General features: G+C 61.2%; 18 protein-coding genes. 11 read left to right on the top strand and 7 right to left on the bottom strand.

Annotated features, from left to right (window positions below):
• Positions 1-28: 28 nt before the first annotated feature.
• Positions 29-1,729 carry a cytochrome c oxidase subunit I gene (ctaD, locus tag DDE77_RS01240; RefSeq protein ID WP_108395606.1) on the bottom strand — a complete coding sequence of 567 codons (1,701 nt, stop codon included), beginning with the start codon at positions 1,727-1,729 and terminating at the stop codon, positions 29-31.
• 24 nt (positions 1,730-1,753) lie between these two features.
• A complete protein-coding gene (gene coxB / locus DDE77_RS01235; protein WP_245895043.1) occupies positions 1,754-2,692 on the bottom strand; it encodes a cytochrome c oxidase subunit II in 939 nt (312 codons plus the stop codon).
• Positions 2,693-3,051: 359 nt separating this feature from the next.
• Between coxB and DDE77_RS01230 the strand changes: the two genes are divergently transcribed.
• On the top strand, positions 3,052-3,510 hold the full coding sequence (locus DDE77_RS01230) for an invasion associated locus B family protein (protein ID WP_108395870.1): 459 nt from the start codon (positions 3,052-3,054) through the stop codon (positions 3,508-3,510).
• A gap of 12 nt (positions 3,511-3,522) precedes the next feature.
• Positions 3,523-3,780 (top strand): pilus assembly protein PilZ, encoded by a 258-nt coding sequence (locus tag DDE77_RS01225; protein WP_108395605.1) that lies wholly within the window; start codon positions 3,523-3,525, stop codon positions 3,778-3,780.
• A 162-nt stretch (positions 3,781-3,942) separates the two neighbouring features.
• On the opposite strand, the gene DDE77_RS01220 is transcribed toward DDE77_RS01225, so the two are convergent.
• A complete protein-coding gene (locus DDE77_RS01220; protein WP_157959592.1) occupies positions 3,943-4,203 on the bottom strand; it encodes a YjiS-like domain-containing protein in 261 nt (86 codons plus the stop codon).
• Between the two features lie 149 nt (positions 4,204-4,352).
• Here DDE77_RS01220 and DDE77_RS01215 point away from each other — a divergent pair, with 149 nt between their 5' ends.
• From DDE77_RS01215 to DDE77_RS01200, 4 genes are read left to right on the top strand one after another with little or no spacing between them, the layout of a single operon-like run.
• On the top strand, positions 4,353-5,243 hold the full coding sequence (locus tag DDE77_RS01215) for a LysR family transcriptional regulator (RefSeq protein WP_108395603.1): 891 nt from the start codon (positions 4,353-4,355) through the stop codon (positions 5,241-5,243).
• Positions 5,244-5,286: 43 nt separating this feature from the next.
• Positions 5,287-6,903: an exodeoxyribonuclease VII large subunit gene (gene xseA / locus DDE77_RS01210; RefSeq protein ID WP_108395602.1), complete on the top strand. Its 1,617-nt coding sequence runs from the start codon at positions 5,287-5,289 to the stop codon at positions 6,901-6,903.
• A gap of 51 nt (positions 6,904-6,954) precedes the next feature.
• A complete protein-coding gene (locus tag DDE77_RS01205) occupies positions 6,955-7,176 on the top strand; it encodes a DUF2093 domain-containing protein (protein WP_108395601.1) in 222 nt (73 codons plus the stop codon).
• Between the two features lie 3 nt (positions 7,177-7,179).
• On the top strand, positions 7,180-8,325 hold the full coding sequence (locus DDE77_RS01200; protein ID WP_108395600.1) for a glycosyltransferase family protein: 1,146 nt from the start codon (positions 7,180-7,182) through the stop codon (positions 8,323-8,325).
• 228 nt (positions 8,326-8,553) lie between these two features.
• On the opposite strand, the gene DDE77_RS01195 is transcribed toward DDE77_RS01200, so the two are convergent.
• Together DDE77_RS01195 and DDE77_RS01190 are read right to left on the bottom strand one after the other, a co-directional pair.
• Positions 8,554-8,799, bottom strand: a complete 246-nt coding sequence (locus DDE77_RS01195; RefSeq protein ID WP_108395599.1) for a DUF4170 domain-containing protein — start codon at positions 8,797-8,799, stop codon at positions 8,554-8,556.
• A 4-nt stretch (positions 8,800-8,803) separates the two neighbouring features.
• Positions 8,804-9,664 (bottom strand): 3'(2'),5'-bisphosphate nucleotidase CysQ, encoded by an 861-nt coding sequence (locus DDE77_RS01190; RefSeq protein WP_108395598.1) that lies wholly within the window; start codon positions 9,662-9,664, stop codon positions 8,804-8,806.
• A gap of 310 nt (positions 9,665-9,974) precedes the next feature.
• Between DDE77_RS01190 and DDE77_RS01185 the strand changes: the two genes are divergently transcribed.
• The gene (locus tag DDE77_RS01185) at positions 9,975-10,487 is read left to right on the top strand and encodes a DUF6101 family protein (protein ID WP_108395597.1); all 513 of its coding nucleotides are present in this window, start codon (positions 9,975-9,977) and stop codon (positions 10,485-10,487) included.
• A 135-nt stretch (positions 10,488-10,622) separates the two neighbouring features.
• Here DDE77_RS01185 and ubiA read toward each other — a convergent pair whose 3' ends face one another.
• Positions 10,623-11,558, bottom strand: a complete 936-nt coding sequence (ubiA, locus tag DDE77_RS01180) for a 4-hydroxybenzoate octaprenyltransferase (RefSeq protein ID WP_108395596.1) — start codon at positions 11,556-11,558, stop codon at positions 10,623-10,625.
• A 132-nt stretch (positions 11,559-11,690) separates the two neighbouring features.
• Here ubiA and DDE77_RS01175 point away from each other — a divergent pair, with 132 nt between their 5' ends.
• The 4 genes from DDE77_RS01175 (at position 11,691) to DDE77_RS01160 (ending at position 16,215) form a co-directional block, all read left to right on the top strand.
• Positions 11,691-12,431 (top strand): 16S rRNA (uracil(1498)-N(3))-methyltransferase, encoded by a 741-nt coding sequence (locus DDE77_RS01175; RefSeq protein ID WP_108395595.1) that lies wholly within the window; start codon positions 11,691-11,693, stop codon positions 12,429-12,431.
• Positions 12,432-12,502: 71 nt separating this feature from the next.
• Complete coding sequence (locus tag DDE77_RS01170) at positions 12,503-13,873, top strand: glutamate--cysteine ligase (RefSeq protein WP_108395869.1); 1,371 nt, start codon at positions 12,503-12,505, stop codon at positions 13,871-13,873.
• Between the two features lie 70 nt (positions 13,874-13,943).
• Positions 13,944-15,218, top strand: coding sequence for a phosphoribosylamine--glycine ligase (gene purD / locus DDE77_RS01165; RefSeq protein ID WP_108395594.1), 1,275 nt, complete (start codon positions 13,944-13,946; stop codon positions 15,216-15,218).
• 40 nt (positions 15,219-15,258) lie between these two features.
• A complete protein-coding gene (locus tag DDE77_RS01160) occupies positions 15,259-16,215 on the top strand; it encodes a patatin-like phospholipase family protein (RefSeq protein ID WP_157959591.1) in 957 nt (318 codons plus the stop codon).
• On the opposite strand, the gene DDE77_RS01155 is transcribed toward DDE77_RS01160, so the two are convergent.
• Positions 16,212-16,643: a nucleoside deaminase gene (locus DDE77_RS01155; RefSeq protein WP_245895042.1), complete on the bottom strand. Its 432-nt coding sequence runs from the start codon at positions 16,641-16,643 to the stop codon at positions 16,212-16,214. The genes DDE77_RS01160 and DDE77_RS01155 overlap by 4 nt on opposite strands.
• Positions 16,644-16,773: the final 130 nt, after the last annotated feature.

Here is a 16,773-nt window from a genome sequence, read left to right as displayed (position 1 = left end):
GCGAACGCGGCCCCGAGTTTGTTGAAGTTTAGTGTGCGTTGGTCGAGTCGATCCGGGGCAAGGTGGTGAACTGGTGGAACGGCGGAGGCGAGCTCAGCGTCCATTCCAGGGTCGTTGCACCTGCACCCCATGGATTGTCACCGGCCGGACGCTTTTTCCGGGCAGCTTCCCACATGGCGTAGAAGAAGATGATCATGGCCACGAAGGTGATGTAGTAGCCGATCGAGGAGATGCGGTTCCAGAAGCCGAACACATCGGGGTAGTCGATGTAGCGGCGCGGCATGCCAGCAAGGCCCAGGAAGTGCTGCGGGAAGAAGATCAGGTTCACGCCGATGAACATGACCCAGAAGTGCAGCTTGCCCAGGAATTCGGAATACATCCAGCCGAACATCTTGGGATACCAATAATACCAGCCCGCAAAGATCGAGAAGACGGCACCAAGCGAGAGCACGTAGTGGAAGTGTGCCACCACATAATAGGTATCGTGCAGGACGCGGTCAGCCGCAGCATTGGCCAGCACCACACCCGTGACACCGCCAACGGTGAACAGGAAAATGAAACCAATGGCCCAGAGCATGGGCGTCTTGAAGCTGATGGAGCCGCCCCACATGGTGGCGATCCAGGAGAAGATCTTCACGCCCGTGGGCACCGCGATGACCATGGTGGCCGCCACGAAGTAGCGCTGCACGTCAAGGCTCAGGCCCGTTGTATACATGTGGTGCGCCCACACAACGAAGCCCACGAAGCCGATCGCCACCATGGCATAGGCCATAGCCATGTAGCCGAAGATCGGCTTGCGGCTGAAGGTGGAGACGATGTGGCTGACCATGCCGAAGCCGGGCAGGATCATGATGTACACTTCGGGGTGGCCGAAGAACCAGAACAGGTGCTGGAACAGGACCGGGTCGCCGCCCTGGTCGGGCCGGAAGAACGCCGTGTCGAAATTGCGGTCGGTCAGCAGCATGGTGATCGCGCCAGCCAGCACTGGCAAGGCCAGCAGCAGCAGGAACGCGGTGACCAGGATGGACCACGCAAACAGCGGCATCTTGTGCAGGGTCATGCCCGGCGCACGCATGTTGAAGATGGTGGTGATCAGATTGATCGCACCCAGGATGGACGAGATACCCGCCACGTGCAGCGAAAGGATCACGAAATCCATCGCCGGCCCAGGATGGTTAGCCGTCGAGAGCGGCGGGTAAACCGTCCAGCCTGTGCCTGCACCCAGCTCATTGGCACCGCCGCCACCGGGGAAGAACAGCGACATCAGCAGCAACAGGAACGCCGGCGGCAGAAGCCAGAAGGCGATGTTGTTGATGCGGGGGAAAGCGGTATCGGGAGCGCCGATCATCAACGGCGCGAAATAATTGGCAAAACCACCCATGGTCGCGGGCATGACCACGAAGAACACCATGATCAGGGCGTGGGCAGTGGTAAACACATTGTACATGTGCTTGCCCGCGTCGATCCCGTTTTCCGGAGCGCCAAGGCCGTAAACCATGCTGGCAAGGCCGTGGAAAATCTGGATGCCAGGCTCCTGCAGTTCCAGACGCATGACGCCGGACAGCAGGCCACCGATGATGCCGGTGAAAATGGCGAAGATGAGATACATCACGCCAATGTCTTTGTGGTTGGTCGAATAAACCCAACGGCGCCAGCCGGTCGGCTCGTGGTGATGGGAAGCCGCGTCGTGGCCGGTGGCGTGGGCTTCGAGGTTCACTGTATCAGTCATATCATACTATCCCCTGCGACGCGCTTACTGCACGGCCGCGAGCGTGGCATTGGCGGCAGTATAGTCGCCACCTTCATACGCTGCCATGAAGGCCGCAAAATCTTCCTTGCTGACCACCCGGATGGCGATCGGCATATAGGCATGGTCCTTGCCGCACAGCTCGCGGCACTGGCCATAGAAAATGCCGGTTTCGCGCGCGTTGAACCAGGTTTCGTTGAGCCGACCCGGAATGGCGTCCATCAACACGCCAAAGGATGGCACCGCAAAAGCATGGATGACGCCAGTAGGGTCGGCAGTGATCTGCAGGCGCACAGTGGTGTCGACGGGCACGACAAGCTCGTTGTCCACGGCCAGGAGACGCGGCTGGTTCGGCTTGGTGGCTTCGCGATCGCCTTCCTGGAGCATCACCGAGGTGAAGGTCAGGCCCTGATCCACATATTCATAATCCCAGTACCACTGCTGGCCCGTCACCTTGACGGTCATCTCGGCAGCGGGAACGTCCACTTCACCAAACGAGAAGATGTTGGAGCCCAGATATTTGCGCTCGCCATCAGGGGTAATCAGCTGATCGCTCAGGACGCCAAAAGAGGGAATGGCGATGATGATCAGGATCACCACCGGCAATACGGTCCAGATAACTTCCACCAGTGTGTTGTGGGTGAAACCTGCCGGCACCGGGTTCCGCTTGGCGTTGAAGCGCCACACGATCCAGAGCAACAACACCAGAACCAGCGCCACGATAAATGAAATGGTCCACATCAAGAGGCCATCGTGGAAGGCCACGATGGAGTCCATGAGCGGCGTCACGGAGTGCTGCAGGTGATACTGCCCAGGTTCGGAAAAATGAATTGAATCATCCTGCGCGCTAGCCGCGACGGGGGCCATTGCCAGCGCGGCAGCCGCCAGGGCGCCCATCTTTTTTACCAAGTGCCCGCTCACCATCATCCCTCGTATAAACATCATTAGGTGCATCCTGCACCGGGATTGAGGGGCTTTATAGCGGCATAGCGAACGCCGCCCCGACTCAACCTCGGAGCGATAAACTCTTGCTGCGACCTAAATCACATCGCAAAGGCTGAGTCTATTGCTGCAAGCCATTGCAACCTGTGTCGCAATGTCCCGCCTTCCGCGCCGCCCCGGCCTCACCCTTGCCGCAGTTCTGCCGCTGTATCGCTGGGGTTTGGCGCTTGTGATTGACAGGTGGATGAGCCTGTCAGAAACAAACAGAACTCGGCGCGGCAGCGCGATTCTGCAGGAGAAGTGATAGAGTGAAGCGGATTGTGAAGCGCCATCTGGCCGTCTTGGGCCTTGCCATTGCCGCCATGGCTGCCGCGGGAAATGCGAGTTTTGCGCAGGGCAGCGTACGGGCCGAGTTCGGTGACTGGCAGATGAGCTGCGACACCCCGCCCGGCGCCAGCACCGAGCAATGCGCCATTATCCAGAACGTTATGGCCGAGGATCAACCCAATGTGGGGCTGTCGGTAATTGTGCTTCGGACCGCCGACCGCGAGGCGCGCCTGCTGCGCGTTCTGGCGCCGCTCGGCGTGCTGCTGCCCAACGGGCTTGGCCTCAATGTTGATGGCCAGGACATGGGGCGCGTTGCTTTTGTGCGCTGCCTACCCAATGGCTGCGTAGCGGAAGTTGTGCTCGACGAGAGCTTGATCGATACGCTGAGCAACGGAACGAACGCGATCTTTGTGGTATTCAAAACACCGGAAGAAGGAATCGGCATTCCCGTTTCCCTCAATGGTTTCAAGGACGGCTTTGCACAGCTCCCCTAAGCGAGAGGGAACATGACGCAGGAAGAACGACGCGCCACGATCCGCCACCGCACGCTCAAGGGCGGCAAGATCGCTATCAATGACGGATTCTCGGTGATCGATTGCACCGTGCGCAATATGTCGACGGCGGGCGCCTTGCTGCGCGTGACCAGTGTTGTTGGCATACCCGACGCTTTCCAGCTGGTGATGAGCGATGGGCAGAAATTTGATTGCGTCGTGCAGCGCCGCACCGCGACCGATATCGGCGTGTCTTTCCAGCCATCCGTCTGATTCAACAAAAAAGCCGGACAAGTGCGAGGCACCGTCCGGCAAGTCATCAGGAAACAAGACCGGCGGCAAAACCGGTCCGGGAGATGGCACGAACGATCGAATGATTGTTCGAGCCAACACGGTGGCACCGGCTAGGATTAGCCGGCGCAAAGGGATTTGGACTCAGAGCCGGGCGTTGCGGGCCCGCGCGCTGTTCAGCACCACAGAAGCGGCGCGGCTCCTGGTGGCGAGTGCTGTGGCGATATCGTCCCGCGAAATGCCCAGATCATGAAGGCGGGCATGGTCTAGCTCCAGCAGGGCCTTGAGCGCAACCCGTCGGGCACGTGCCGCCTTCGCTTCGGCGACCCAGCGCACAAGCGCGGCGAATGGACGGGCGGGCAAAGCGGCCGCAACTGACCGCTCGCCGGGAAGCGAGAAAGCCATCGTAATCTCCAAGAATGTTGGTGTGCCGCAGGAAAGCCGTCGCGCATCGGCTGTAATTGAACCGCCGATGTTCACGAGATTGCGCGCTGGACATTCATTCGTCCAACAAATAGATTTCATCCACTTCATCAAATTCAGTGATACTGCAGATGGCTGCTCCTCTTGATCTCGACCAGTTGCAAAGCTTTTGCGCAATTGCCGATTGCGGGAGCTTCACCGAAGCCGCGCGGCGGGTAAATAAGACGCAGTCCGCCGTCTCCATGCAGATCAAGCGGCTTGAGGAGCGGCTGGGACATTCGCTGCTGACGCGGGACGGACGGAGCGTGCAGCTCACGCGCCACGGGGAAACGCTTTATGCCCGTGCCCGCAAGATGCTGCGCACCAATGCGGAAATTCTCGATCATTTCTCCGATGGCGACCTGTCGGGCTCCATCCGCTTCGGCGTGCCCGATGACTATGCCGTGCGGCTCCTGCCGGTGATTTTGTCCAGCTTTCAGCGTACTCACCCAAAGATCGCGGTGGATGTCGCCTGCATGGCCTCCGAGCACCTGCTGGAAGGCATGAAAGCTGGCAAGCACGATCTGATCGTTTTTACGCAAGGCACCGAGCAGAATTTCGGGGAATTGTTCCGCACCGAGCGCATGTTCTGGGTGGCCAGCCATGGCGGCCGGGCACTTGCCAGCGAGCCGCTAGCCATCGCCTGCGGGCCGAACTATTGCATCTGGCGCAAGGACGCGATGGAAGCATTGGATCGCAGCGGCATCGACTATCGGATCGCCTATACGTCATCCAATGCCACAGCGATCTCCAGCGCCGTTCTTTCGGACCTCGCGATCGGCTTCCTGCCCGAAAGCGCGCTTCAACCCGGCATGCGGGTCGTGACGGAAGACCATGGCCTGCCGCGTTTGGCTGATGCGCAGATCGCCCTGATGCGCGCGAGCCACGCCTATGGCGGCATCTATGATGCCCTTGCCAACCATATTGTCCAATCCATGGGCAATCTCGAGGCGCCCACACACTTGACTGACGCAGCCGAGTAAGGCGGCCTCTTGACCTCTGCCCGCAAATCCACCACCACAGGGCATGGCTGAAATCCTTACCAATGCCGCGGAATTCACCGTCAGCGAAATCGCGCAAGCGGTTAAGCGCACAGTGGAAGACGAGTTCGGCCATGTGCGGGTGCGCGGCGAAATTTCGGGGTTTCGCGGGCAGCATTCGTCTGGCCATTGCTATTTCACGCTCAAGGACGAAGCTGCGTCCATTGATGCGGTGGTGTGGAAGGGCAGCTATGGCCGGCTGACCTTCAAGCCCGAGGAAGGGCTGGAAATTATCGCCACGGGGCGGCTGACGACCTTCCCCCGCTCCTCCAAGTACCAGATCGTTATCGATAATATCGAGCCGGCCGGCGCTGGTGCGCTGATGGCGCTGCTTGAAGAGCGGCGCAAAAAGCTCCTTGCCGAAGGGCTGTTCGCGCGCGAGCGCAAGCGCCCCCTGCCCTATCTGCCGCGGGTGATCGGCGTTGTTACCTCGCCCACCGGCGCGGTGATTCGCGATATCCTCCATCGCCTCGGGGACCGCTTCCCCAGCCATGTGCTGGTCTGGCCTGTTCGCGTGCAGGGGGACACCTGTGCGGCCGAAGTGGTGAATGCCATCGAAGGCTTCAACACTCTTGACGGCAATGGCGCCGTCCCGCGGCCAGACCTCCTGATCGTCGCACGTGGCGGTGGGTCCATTGAGGATCTGTGGGGCTTCAACGAGGAAGCCGTGGTGCGCGCAGTTGCGGCCAGCAACATCCCCGTCATCTCCGCCGTTGGCCACGAAACCGATACGACGCTGATCGACTATGTCTCGGACATGCGCGCCCCGACGCCTACTGCCGCGGCGGAAGCGGCCGTACCCGTGCGTGCCGAACTCATTGGCTATGTCGACGATCACGGCGCCCGCCAACGCCAGGCGGCGCGACGCATTGCCATGAGTGCACGCGACCGCTTGCGTGCCGCTGCCGCCGGGCTTCCCCGGCCTGCGGATCTGGTCGCGACGCAACGCCAGCGGCTTGACCACGCTTCGAGCAACCTCTTTTCCTGCCTGCGCCATTCGGTGCAGGAGCGGCACGTCCATTTCTCCCGCATTGCCCCGCGCCTGGGGCCCCAATTGCTGCAGCGACGCCAGGGCGAATATGCCGAGCGCCTCAAGAACCTATTGCTGCGCGGCGATGCCGGCCTGCGCAAGACGGTGGATCGGGCTCGCCTCACCTATGATCCGCGCGCCGAGCGTCTCGGCGCCGGTGCCATGCGGCTGGTGGAGCGTAAGCGCGCGCAGTTCGAGGGGATCGGCCCCAAGCTTTCGCCCAACAGCCTGCGCGCCGAATTGCGCCATAGCCAGAGCCTGCTTACGCCACTCACGGCGCGCCTGCTTGCGGGCGTGACGGGCCAGATCGCCCAGCGCCAGACGGCGCTTACCCAGGCTGGCAAGCTCCTTGTTTCTCTCAGCTACAAGAGCGTGCTAGCGCGCGGCTATGCCGTGATCAAGGATGACGACGGCCATCTCGTGCACGAGCGCTCCAGTCTCACGCCTGGCGATCGGATCGCGATCGAATTCGCCGATGGCGGCGTTGATGCGGTTGTTGCCGGTACTGCGCCGCTACCCAAAAAGAAGGCGCGGCCCGTGCCGGAGAGCGATGCGCAGGAAAGCCTCTTTTGAGAGGCCCCTTGGGGCGCTATATCCTGCCCTAAAGGATGAAGGACTTTGCCCATGAACATCTTCGACAAGAGCTTCGCACCGGCCGAAGCAAGTGTGCGCTATCTCGACGGTGACTATGTGGTGCTCAAGCCCGGCACGTTTGTGCGCTGTGCTATCACCGGCAAGCCCATTCCGCTGGACGAACTGTTTTACTGGAATGTCGACCGGCAGGAGGCCTATGCCGATGCCGTGACGGCGCACACGGCCTTTGAGCGCTACGGCATCGGGCGCTGATCGGTGGCGGAAGCGTCAGTCCGCCGCCGGTTTCTGTTTATTTCCAACGGCCATGGCGAAGACTGGATCGCCGCTGCGATTGTGGCCCGCCTGCCCAAGACCATTGCAGTAGACGCCTATGCCATGATCGGCGCCGGCAATGCCTACAACGGCATCTGCCCGCTGGTCGGCCCGAGAGCCACTCTGGCGTCCGAAGGTTGGCGCAACGTCAAGGGCTCGCTGCGCCGCGATGTTGCGACTGGCGGCTTGCGCATCGTTCCGCCTGCATTGCGGTTCCTGCGCCAGGCCATGGGCCGCTATGACCGCGTTGTGGTCGTGGGCGACATGGTGGGCGTTATCGCCGCTGCTGCCACGGGCCATCGTGGCCTTACCTATCTCGACGTCTACAAGACCGGTGCCGCCCGGCTTTATTCGGCCGCCGAGCGCTGGGTGATCCAGAAGACTTGCCAGACGGTCTTCTGCCGCGCCGACGCGCTGGCTCAGTCATTGCTGGCCACGGGCGTGGATGCCCGTTGTGCCGGCAACGTGATGATGGATACCATTCCCTCGAGCGACTATGACGCCGCCGCACGCCGCACCAGAGCCAGTGCCATAACGCTCTTGCCCGGCAGCCGCGCGCTGACGGCGGAAAGCTTTGCCCTTCAAGTAGCAGCCCTGCGGACGCTTCCTGCGGAACTATGTCCTGATGTGTTCCTGGCTGTTGCCGGCGGCATCGATGTGGATGATCTCGCTGGGCAAACCGGCCTGCGCCGCACACCATTATTGAGCACCGAAGCCGCTGACCTGGGCCAAATATTTGACGGGGATCTTACTATCCACATGGCGCGTGGCGGTGCTCTGGCCAATCTGCTTGCCGCCTCGGACATCGTGCTGTCACAGGCGGGCACCGCCACCGTGCAGGCTCTGGGCTCCGGCCGGCCGGCCATCACCTTTATCAATGAGCGCGACCGCCGCTCCCGCTTCCGTGACGAGCAGGCGCTGTTTGGTGAAGCCAGGATCGTGGTTCCAGCTGAAGCTGGGGCGATCGGCAGAGCGCTTCGGCGCTTGGTGGAGGATGAGACCGAGCGCAAACGGCTGGGTAGTATCGGCCGGCAGAGGATCGGCGGTCCGGGGGCGATGGACGCGATTTTGGCGGAGCTAGTGCGGTAGGCACCACTTTGCCAAGCCCTCGTGGTTTGACAGGCTCACCATGAGGGCCGATGAAAGGGTGGTGCTCGGCCAGCCGGTCTAGCTTCCGCTAGACGAGGCCCGATCCAACACACGCAATTACAACCAAGCCCAAAGGCTCGTCTGCACCCATCACGCCACCAGTAGCCCTCATGGTGAGCCTGCCGAACCAGGGGGCGTGCCCCTGAGCTCGGTGCGAGGTGCACCCCGCTATTTCTTGTCGGCGTCCGGATCCAGCAGGCGATGCAGGTGCACAATGAAGTAGCGCGTCTGTGCGCTATCCACGGTCAGCTGCGCCTTTTGCCGCCAGGCGGCGTGGGCGCTTGCGTAATTGGGATAAACCCCGACGATATCGACCTTGTCGAGATCGGCAAAGGTCACGCCTTCAAGGCTCGATAGCTCGCCGCCGATCACCAGATGGAGGAGTTGCTTGTAAGGGTCTTCTTTTTCGGCCATCGGTTCAAATCCGTTCGTCGGGAAGAGTGAGTTCGCCCATCTCCGGGGCGCGTTCTGGTTCTGCCGGGCAGCCATAAACATTGATCAGCGCGGCATGTACGATCGGTTTTAGGCTCATGTCGCCAAGGGCCGCAAGCGCCCCGTGGCGCACATCTCGTTTGTTGAAAACGGGGAAGCCGCTGCACACGTCCTCGAAGGCAATCCCGCATTCCCGCAGGATCAGCGCCGCCGCCGCAATGTCCCAGTCCTGGCTGCCGCGCCTGTTGGCAACAGCGTCGAGCTTGCCCGTCGCTACCTGCACCAGCCGATAGGCCAGCGAGGGATAATGCGGCCCGCGCGTGTAATTCAGCCCGGCCGCCTGCATTTCCTGGTGCACGGCCCCCGCGGCAGGAATAATGGGAGCGGCTCCAGCGCGCCGATGCCTCCTTAGCGGCTGGCCATTGATGCGAGCGCCCTGCCCTTTTACCGCGTCATACATTTCGTCGCGCACGGGCGCATAAACAACACCTGCAACGGGGACGCCGTTCTCGACCACGGCCAGGGACACCGACCAGCTATCTTCCCCGCGCAAGAAGCCGCTGGTGCCATCGATCGGATCGACCACGAAGACGCGCTCGCAGTCCAAGCGCGACGGATTGTCCGAAGTTTCTTCGCTGAGCCAGCCATAGCTGGGGCGCGCCGAAAGAAGCGATGCGGCGAGATAGCGGTCCACCAGGAGATCCGCTTCGCTGACCGGAGATTGGTTGTCCTTGGTCCAGCTTTTCACCGGGCGGCGGAAAAAGCCGCAGGCAATGATGCCCGCTGCCACCGCCGAGGAGCGGAGCAATTCAAGGTCGTCACTGTAGCTGGTTGGAGGGGTTGGCATGTGCCGGGCCTTTTAGGCGTGAGGCGCCTTTTGGGCAAGGGGTCCAAGGCCCTTGCACGAACATGTCAGCCACGCTTTCGGCATGTGTCGACTAGCGACAAAGCTGGCAAGGATTTGGCAGGGTTAATGCCCCCGATGCCCGTGGGGTTAATCGCTTGTAACTGGGTGCAAGACCCCGCTAACCCTCCGGGAAAACAAGATAAACTTAACCGAACCGATTAAGGGGCTGGGTAAGCCGGCGGGGTATGTTGGCCTCACAAAGAGAGCACCAAAAACCAGCTCTCGAAGTTGACAGGAAGGCGAGTTCAAAATGTTTCATGGCGTTGCAATGGAAGGCGCATCGGTGATCCTGGCTTTCGGAAAACCCGCATTGTCTGACCGCCGGTTTATTGCTGCCAATGACAATGGCCCTCGTGACCCCGTAAAGACCGTCACAGTGCGCCGCATGCTTGAACAAAGTGGCGTTGCCATCAAGGTCAAGGTGCCCGTTACCGAATATATCGGGGTTGCCGTTGCCACCGCGATCTCGGGAGAAGGCGTTCTCACCAGCTCCATCGAGCTGGTCCATGAAGATGGCGAGCTCAACTACAAGGTGTTTGAAGAAGAAGGCAACCACAACGTCGTTGCCGAATGGCAGAACTGGGGCAAGAAGCTACGCCTGCCGCTCTTTATCAAGGCTGGTGATGGCCAATACATGCCCTATTCTCAGCAGGTGGATGGCGTGATGGTCGGCAATTCTGCCACTCGCCGCAAGCTTGCCGCCGATGCCGGCCGCCGCCCCCGCTTCCTCAACCGCCGCCAGCCGGGCCAGCCCGAAGCCTAAAGGTTTACTGCTCCTCCAAAGCACGCTTGAAGGGTTGGCCGGTGGTGCGGTCAGCCCTTTGGGCGTTTGTTGGCGAGATGCTTCCGTCAACACCCTCCTCCTTGCAGGGGAAAGACCAAGGGCTGAGGTTGCTTGCTACCAGACCCATTCCGCCAAGAACGCCAGCGACAGCGCAAGCCCTAATCCCGCATAATGATTGGACCGGAACCGCAACAGTGGATTGCCGGGCTCCGCCCCATCCAGCGTCCAAACCTGCCAGGCCAGCAGCCCCGCCACCACGAGCGAAATCAATGCGAACACAATTCCCGCTCCCGCTATGGTCGCTGCGGCGAGCCACAGCACATAGGCACCCGCATAGAAGCCAGCGATGATCGGCTTGGCCCGGGGCCCAAACAGCCGTGCTGTGGACTTGACGCCGATCATGGCATCATCCTCGATATCCTGCAGCGCATAGATGGTGTCATAGCCGATCACCCAAAGGATCGTGCCGGCGTAGAGCAGGATCGGCGCTAGGCCGAGGCCTCCCATCTGGCTACTCCACCCCACCAGGGCGCCATACGCGAAGGCGAGGCCGAGAAAAGCTTGTGGCCACCAGGTGATGCGCTTCATGAAAGGATAGATCGCAACCAGCACCAAGGAAGCGATACCCGCCCACACGGTGAAGCGATTGAACTGAAACAGGATCACCGCTCCCAGCAGCGACTGCAGCACAAGAAACGCCAGTGCCTTCTTGGCGGTCACCTGTCCTGATGGAATTGGCCGCAGTCGAGTCCGCGCGACCTTGTCGTCGATGTCGCGATCAACAATATCGTTGAACGTACAGCCCGCGCCCCGCATCAGCGCGGCGCCGATAAACATGAGCACTGCCGCCCACCAGTCGAACCCCTGTTCCGGATTGGCGACCGCCGCCAATCCCAGGCCCCAGGCACAGGGCCAGAACAGGAGCCAGACGCCGATCGGCCGATCCCAGCGGGCCAGCCGGGCATAAGGCTTGAGCCATTGGGGCGCGGAGCGGTCCACCCAATTGCCGGTCTGGGCATCGGGGACAGCGTTGGGAACAGTTTCTGGCATGGTGCCACGACCTCGTGGTTCGACAGGCTTGTGCTGAGGTCTACCGCAAACAGCTCTGAGCTAGTAGACCTCATCCGGAGCTTGTTGAAGGACTTGTGGTGGCAGTTTGCCACAGCGAATGGAAGAAGCCTGATGCCCCGCACCCATGCCGCCCTGCCCCGCCTGCATGTTGAGCCCGATCTTGGAGTCGACCTCGACCTCACCCTGGGCAAGGAGCAGTCGCTTTACCTCGCAGCCGTGCTGCGCAAGAGTGTTGGCGATGAAGTGGTCCTGTTCAACGGCCGCCATGGCGCGTGGCTGGCGCGGTTGACCAGCAATTCCAAGAAGTCAGTCGTGGTGCATCTCGTCGAGCAGATCGCCCCGCAAACGCCCCCATCCGACCTTTGGTACTGCTTTGCCCCGCTTAAAACCGAGCGCCTCGATTATGTGATCCAGAAGGCCACCGAGATGGGCGCCGGACGCATCCAACCGGTGATCACCAAATACACTCAGGTCAATCGCCTCAAGCATGATCGCCTCGTTGCCAATGCCATCGAGGCCGCCGAGCAATGCGAGGTTTTGAGCGTGCCCGAAGTCATGCCGGAAACCACTCTCGACAAGCTGCTTGACGGCTGGAATCCCGAGCGGAAGCTGGTTCTGGCCGATGAAAGTGCCCCATCATCCTCGCCCATCGATGTGCTCTCCGGGCTGCGCGGCAAACCCGTGGCCATCATGGTCGGTCCCGAAGGCGGCTTTTCCGATGAGGAGCGCAGCAAACTCCTTGCCTTGCCGTACACCATTCCCATCAGCCTTGGTCCCCGGATCCTGCGCGCCGATACAGCTTCCGTTGCGGCGCTAGCCGTTATTCAAGCGACCATCGGTGATTGGCGATAAAAGCCGATTGCTTTGTTTTGGCGCAACGCTATGTTCCGCCCCACATTTACCTCCAAAGCCACGAGGACTGCATGGCCGGTGCCGACACCCATTCGCCCCTGATCGAATCGCGAACCGAGCTGATCGAGGCGATGTCGCGCGGGTGCAAGCCGCAGAGCGAGTGGCGCATCGGCACCGAACACGAAAAGCACGTGTTCCACACCAATCCCCTGCGCCCCGTGGCCTATGATGGTCCTAACGGCATTCGAGCCCTCCTCGAGGGGGTCGAGGCCAAAACCGGCTGGCATCCCTTCTACGATGGCGAAAACCCGATCGGCCTGCGCAACAACGAGGTGGCCGGCGGTATCTCGCTTGAACCGGGCGGGCAGTTTGAACTCTCCGGCGCGCCGCAGACGGATCTGCATGCCTCTGCCGCTGAACTTGCCGAGCACATGCGGATCGCCAAAAAAATCGCAGCGCCGCTCGACATCCATTTCCTGGGCCTCGGGGTTACCCCGCTTTGGTCGGTGGACGAAATCCCTGCCATGCCCAAGTCACGCTATGGCATCATGAAGCCGTACATGGAAAAGGTCGGCACGCTTGGCACCTCCATGATGTTCCGCTCCTGCACGGTGCAGACCAATCTCGACTTTTCTGATGAAGCCGACATGGTCAAGAAGCTGCGCGTGGCCGTGGCCCTGCAGCCCATTGCCACTGCCCTTTTCGCCAATTCGCCGTTCGTGGATGGACGGGAAAGCGGTTATCTCAGCTTCCGCAGCCATATCTGGCTCCATACCGACAATGACCGCACCGGCATGCTGCCCTTCGCGTTTGATGAAGGCTTTGGCTTCGAGCAATATGCCGATTATGCGCTCGATGTGCCCATGTATTTCGTCATCCGCAACGGGCAGTATGTGAACGTCGCGGGCGAAAGCTTCCGCGATTTCCTCGAGGGTCGGCTGCCGCAACTGCCCGGCGAAAAGCCGACAATCAAGGATTGGGAAGATCACCTGTCCACGATTTTCCCTGAAGTGCGGCTCAAGCAATTCCTTGAAATGCGCGGCGCCGACATGGGCGACGAGCGCTCCGTCACGGCCCTTTCCGCCTTCTGGACGGGCCTCCTCTACGACGATATCGCGCTTGAGGCCGCCTATGAGATGATCAAGCCCTGGAGCCGCGAGGAGCGCGACCGCCTGCGTCACGACGTCCCCCGGTTGGGGCTCGATGCGCCCCATGACCGCTCCAATGTTTTCGACGTCGCGGCCCAGGCCGTCGGCATTGCCCAGGCGGGGCTTGTCCGGCGCAACCGGCTCAACAACGAGGGCAAGGACGAAACCATCTACATGGCGCCGCTCGAGGAAACCCTCCACCTTGCCAAGACGCCAGCCGAGCGCTGGCTCGACCGCTACCACAATGAGTGGAATGGCGATCTGACGCGCATTTTCAACCAAGCCGAAATCTAGACCGCTCAACTCCCTCTTGCCTCGCCACCCCGTCTAGTGCATCACGCCGCTTCAAGCGGGAGGGCAAGGCATGCGGGTTTTGGTGATCGGTTCGGGCGGGCGCGAACATGCGTTGACCTGGAAAATCGCGCAATCGCCGCTTTTGTCCAAGCTCTTTATCGCCCCGGGCAATGGCGGCACCGGCACGATTGCCGAAAACGTGGCTTTGGACATCACCGATCACAAGGCCATCATCGATTTCTGCCGCCTGATGGCTGTTGATTTCGTGGTCGTCGGCCCTGACGCCCAAGTTGTCGCGGGCTTGGGCGATGACATTCGCGCCGCGGGGATCGCCTGCTTCTGCCCCTCCAAGGCCGCGGGCCAATTGGAAGGCTCCAAGAGCTTCACCAAGGCCTTGTGCGACGAAATGGATATCCCCACAGCCGCCTATGCCCGCTTTGACAATGAAGCCGCGGCCCTTGCCTATCTTTACACCCAGGGCGCCCCCATCGTGGTAAAGGCCGATGGCCTTGCAGCCGGCAAGGGCGTCACCGTCGCAATGAGTGTCGAAGAGGCTGAGGAGGCAATCATCGATTGCTTTGCGGGCGCATTCGGCGCTTCTGGCGCGTCGGTGGTGATCGAAGAATTCATGGAAGGCGAGGAAGTCAGCCTTTTCGTGCTTTGCGACGGCACCGACATTCTCCCCCTCACCACCGCTCAGGATCACAAGCGCGCCTTTGATGGTGATCAGGGCCCCAATACCGGGGGAATGGGCGCCTATTCCCCTGCTCCGGTCATGACCCAGGAAATCTACGAGCAAACCCTGGAGCGCATCATCTGGCCGACCGTGCGCGGCCTTGCCCGGCGCGGCACGCCATATCAGGGCGTGCTATATGCGGGCCTGATGCTGACCTCCGATGGGCCCAAGCTCGTGGAATACAATGCTCGCTTCGGCGACCCAGAAACGCAAGTGCTAATGATGCGCATGCTGAGCGATCTGCTGCCCCTGCTCCATGCCACCGCAACAGGTACGCTCAAAGATCATCAAGTTGCCTGGAAAGATCAGTTTGCCCTGACCGTCATCATGGCCACCCAAGGTTATCCTGGCCAGGTTGTTAACGGTAGCGAGATCCGCGGGGCCGAAGGACTGGACAATGATCACCTGCAGGTATTCCATGCAGGAACGCGGCGGGACGGAAAACGTTTACTAGGCTCTGGCGGGCGTGTGCTGTGCATAACCGCTTTGGGCCAGACTGTGAGTGAGGCACAAAAGCGTGCTTACGCCGGTGTGGAACAGATTGATTGGCCAGAAGGCTTTTGCCGCCGAGACATCGGCTGGCGCGAAATCGCCCGCACCGGAAGCTAGTCCGCCACAGAGCGCCGGCCATGCAGCTTTCGACCAGCCAGTGTCTGATGCCTCCACACCACCCCCACAAATGCACGGTCCCGGCCAGGCGCTTGCCGCACGATTGCGCCGGAAGCCAGCAGAGCAAGACCCCAGTGCTGGCCCGCGCATCGGGGTAGCCCTGGGCGGCGGTTCAGCCCGCGGGCTGACCCATATTCCCTATATCGAGGCCATGGATGAGCTGGGTCTCAAACCCAGTGTGATCTCGGGCACTTCCATTGGCGCACTGATCGGGGCCGGTTGGGCTGCGGGCATGAGCGGCAAGGAGTTGCGCGAGCATTCCTATGAAGTGCTGGGCACGATGCGCATCATTGCCTCCAAGCTCTGGGCGACCCAGATCCGCGGCATTGGCGGGATTCTTAAGAACGGCATCTCGATGCAGCTCGACGCCATGGCCATCGTAGAAGCCTTCACTCCCGCCAATTTCCCGCTCGAGTTCAAGGACCTCAAGGTGCCGCTTTATGTCGTGGCCACCGATTTCCAGTCCTGGCACCAGGTGGTGTTCGATTCAGGGCTGCTCCATCCAGCCATTGCCGGCTCGATCGCCATTCCAAGCCTCTTCAAGCCTGTGGTTTATGCCAACCACATTCTGGTGGATGGCGGCGTGGTCAATCCGCTGCCGCTCGACCAGGCCGATATCGGCACCGATTTCCTGATCGGCATCGACGTCAATGGCGATCCCTCCGAAGGCATTGCCAAGACCGACCACAAGGCCCTCGATATCTGGTTTGGCTCAGCTCAGATCATGATGCATTCACTCACCGCCCACATGATGGCGGCCTATCCCCCCGACATCTATATCCGCCCCCATGTCACCAATTTCGGAGCCCTCGAGTTCTGGCGCGTGCGCGAGATCGTGGCGCATGGCGACGGGGAAAAGGAGCGCTTCAAGCGCATGCTGGCCGACAAGATCGAAGCCTATCTTGCTGGCAAGGTGCCGGTCATTGAAAGCAATTAGCGCCGCAGCTTGCGGAAAAACTCGACCAGCATCGCCTCCGAACGCGCCGCTCCAATCCCCCCGATCACCTCGGGCGCATGATGGCAACTGGGCTGCCCAAACAGCCTGATTCCGTTCTCCACGGCTCCCGCCTTGATATCCTCGGCGCCAAAATACACCCGCCGCAAGCGCGCGTGGGCAATCGCACCCGCACACATGGCACAGGGCTCCAGCGTCACATAAAGATCGCACCCATCCAGCCGCCCCGTCCCACGCTGGCCCAGCGCCGCCCGCATGGCCAGCATTTCCGCATGCGCCGTCGGGTCGCCCAGCGCCTTCATCCGATTGCGCTCGGCCGCCAGCACCGTTTCACCCTCCATCACGACGGCACCCACTGGGGCCTCGTCATTGCTGAAGGCTTCGGCGGCGAGTGAAAGCGCAAGGTCCATTGGCGACTGGGAGGGCATCGGGCACCGTTTAAAAGGCTTTCCCGAGCTATAGGCGATAAGCCCCCGGCTGCAAACCGCCGCTAACTCCGCAGAGCGCCGATGCCGAGGTTACGTGGTGATCCCATCGAAC

The sequence above is a fragment of the Devosia submarina genome (genome assembly GCF_003056345.1).
GTDB lineage: Bacteria > Pseudomonadota > Alphaproteobacteria > Rhizobiales > Devosiaceae > Devosia > Devosia submarina.
This window is presented reverse-complemented; position numbering and strand designations above follow the sequence as displayed.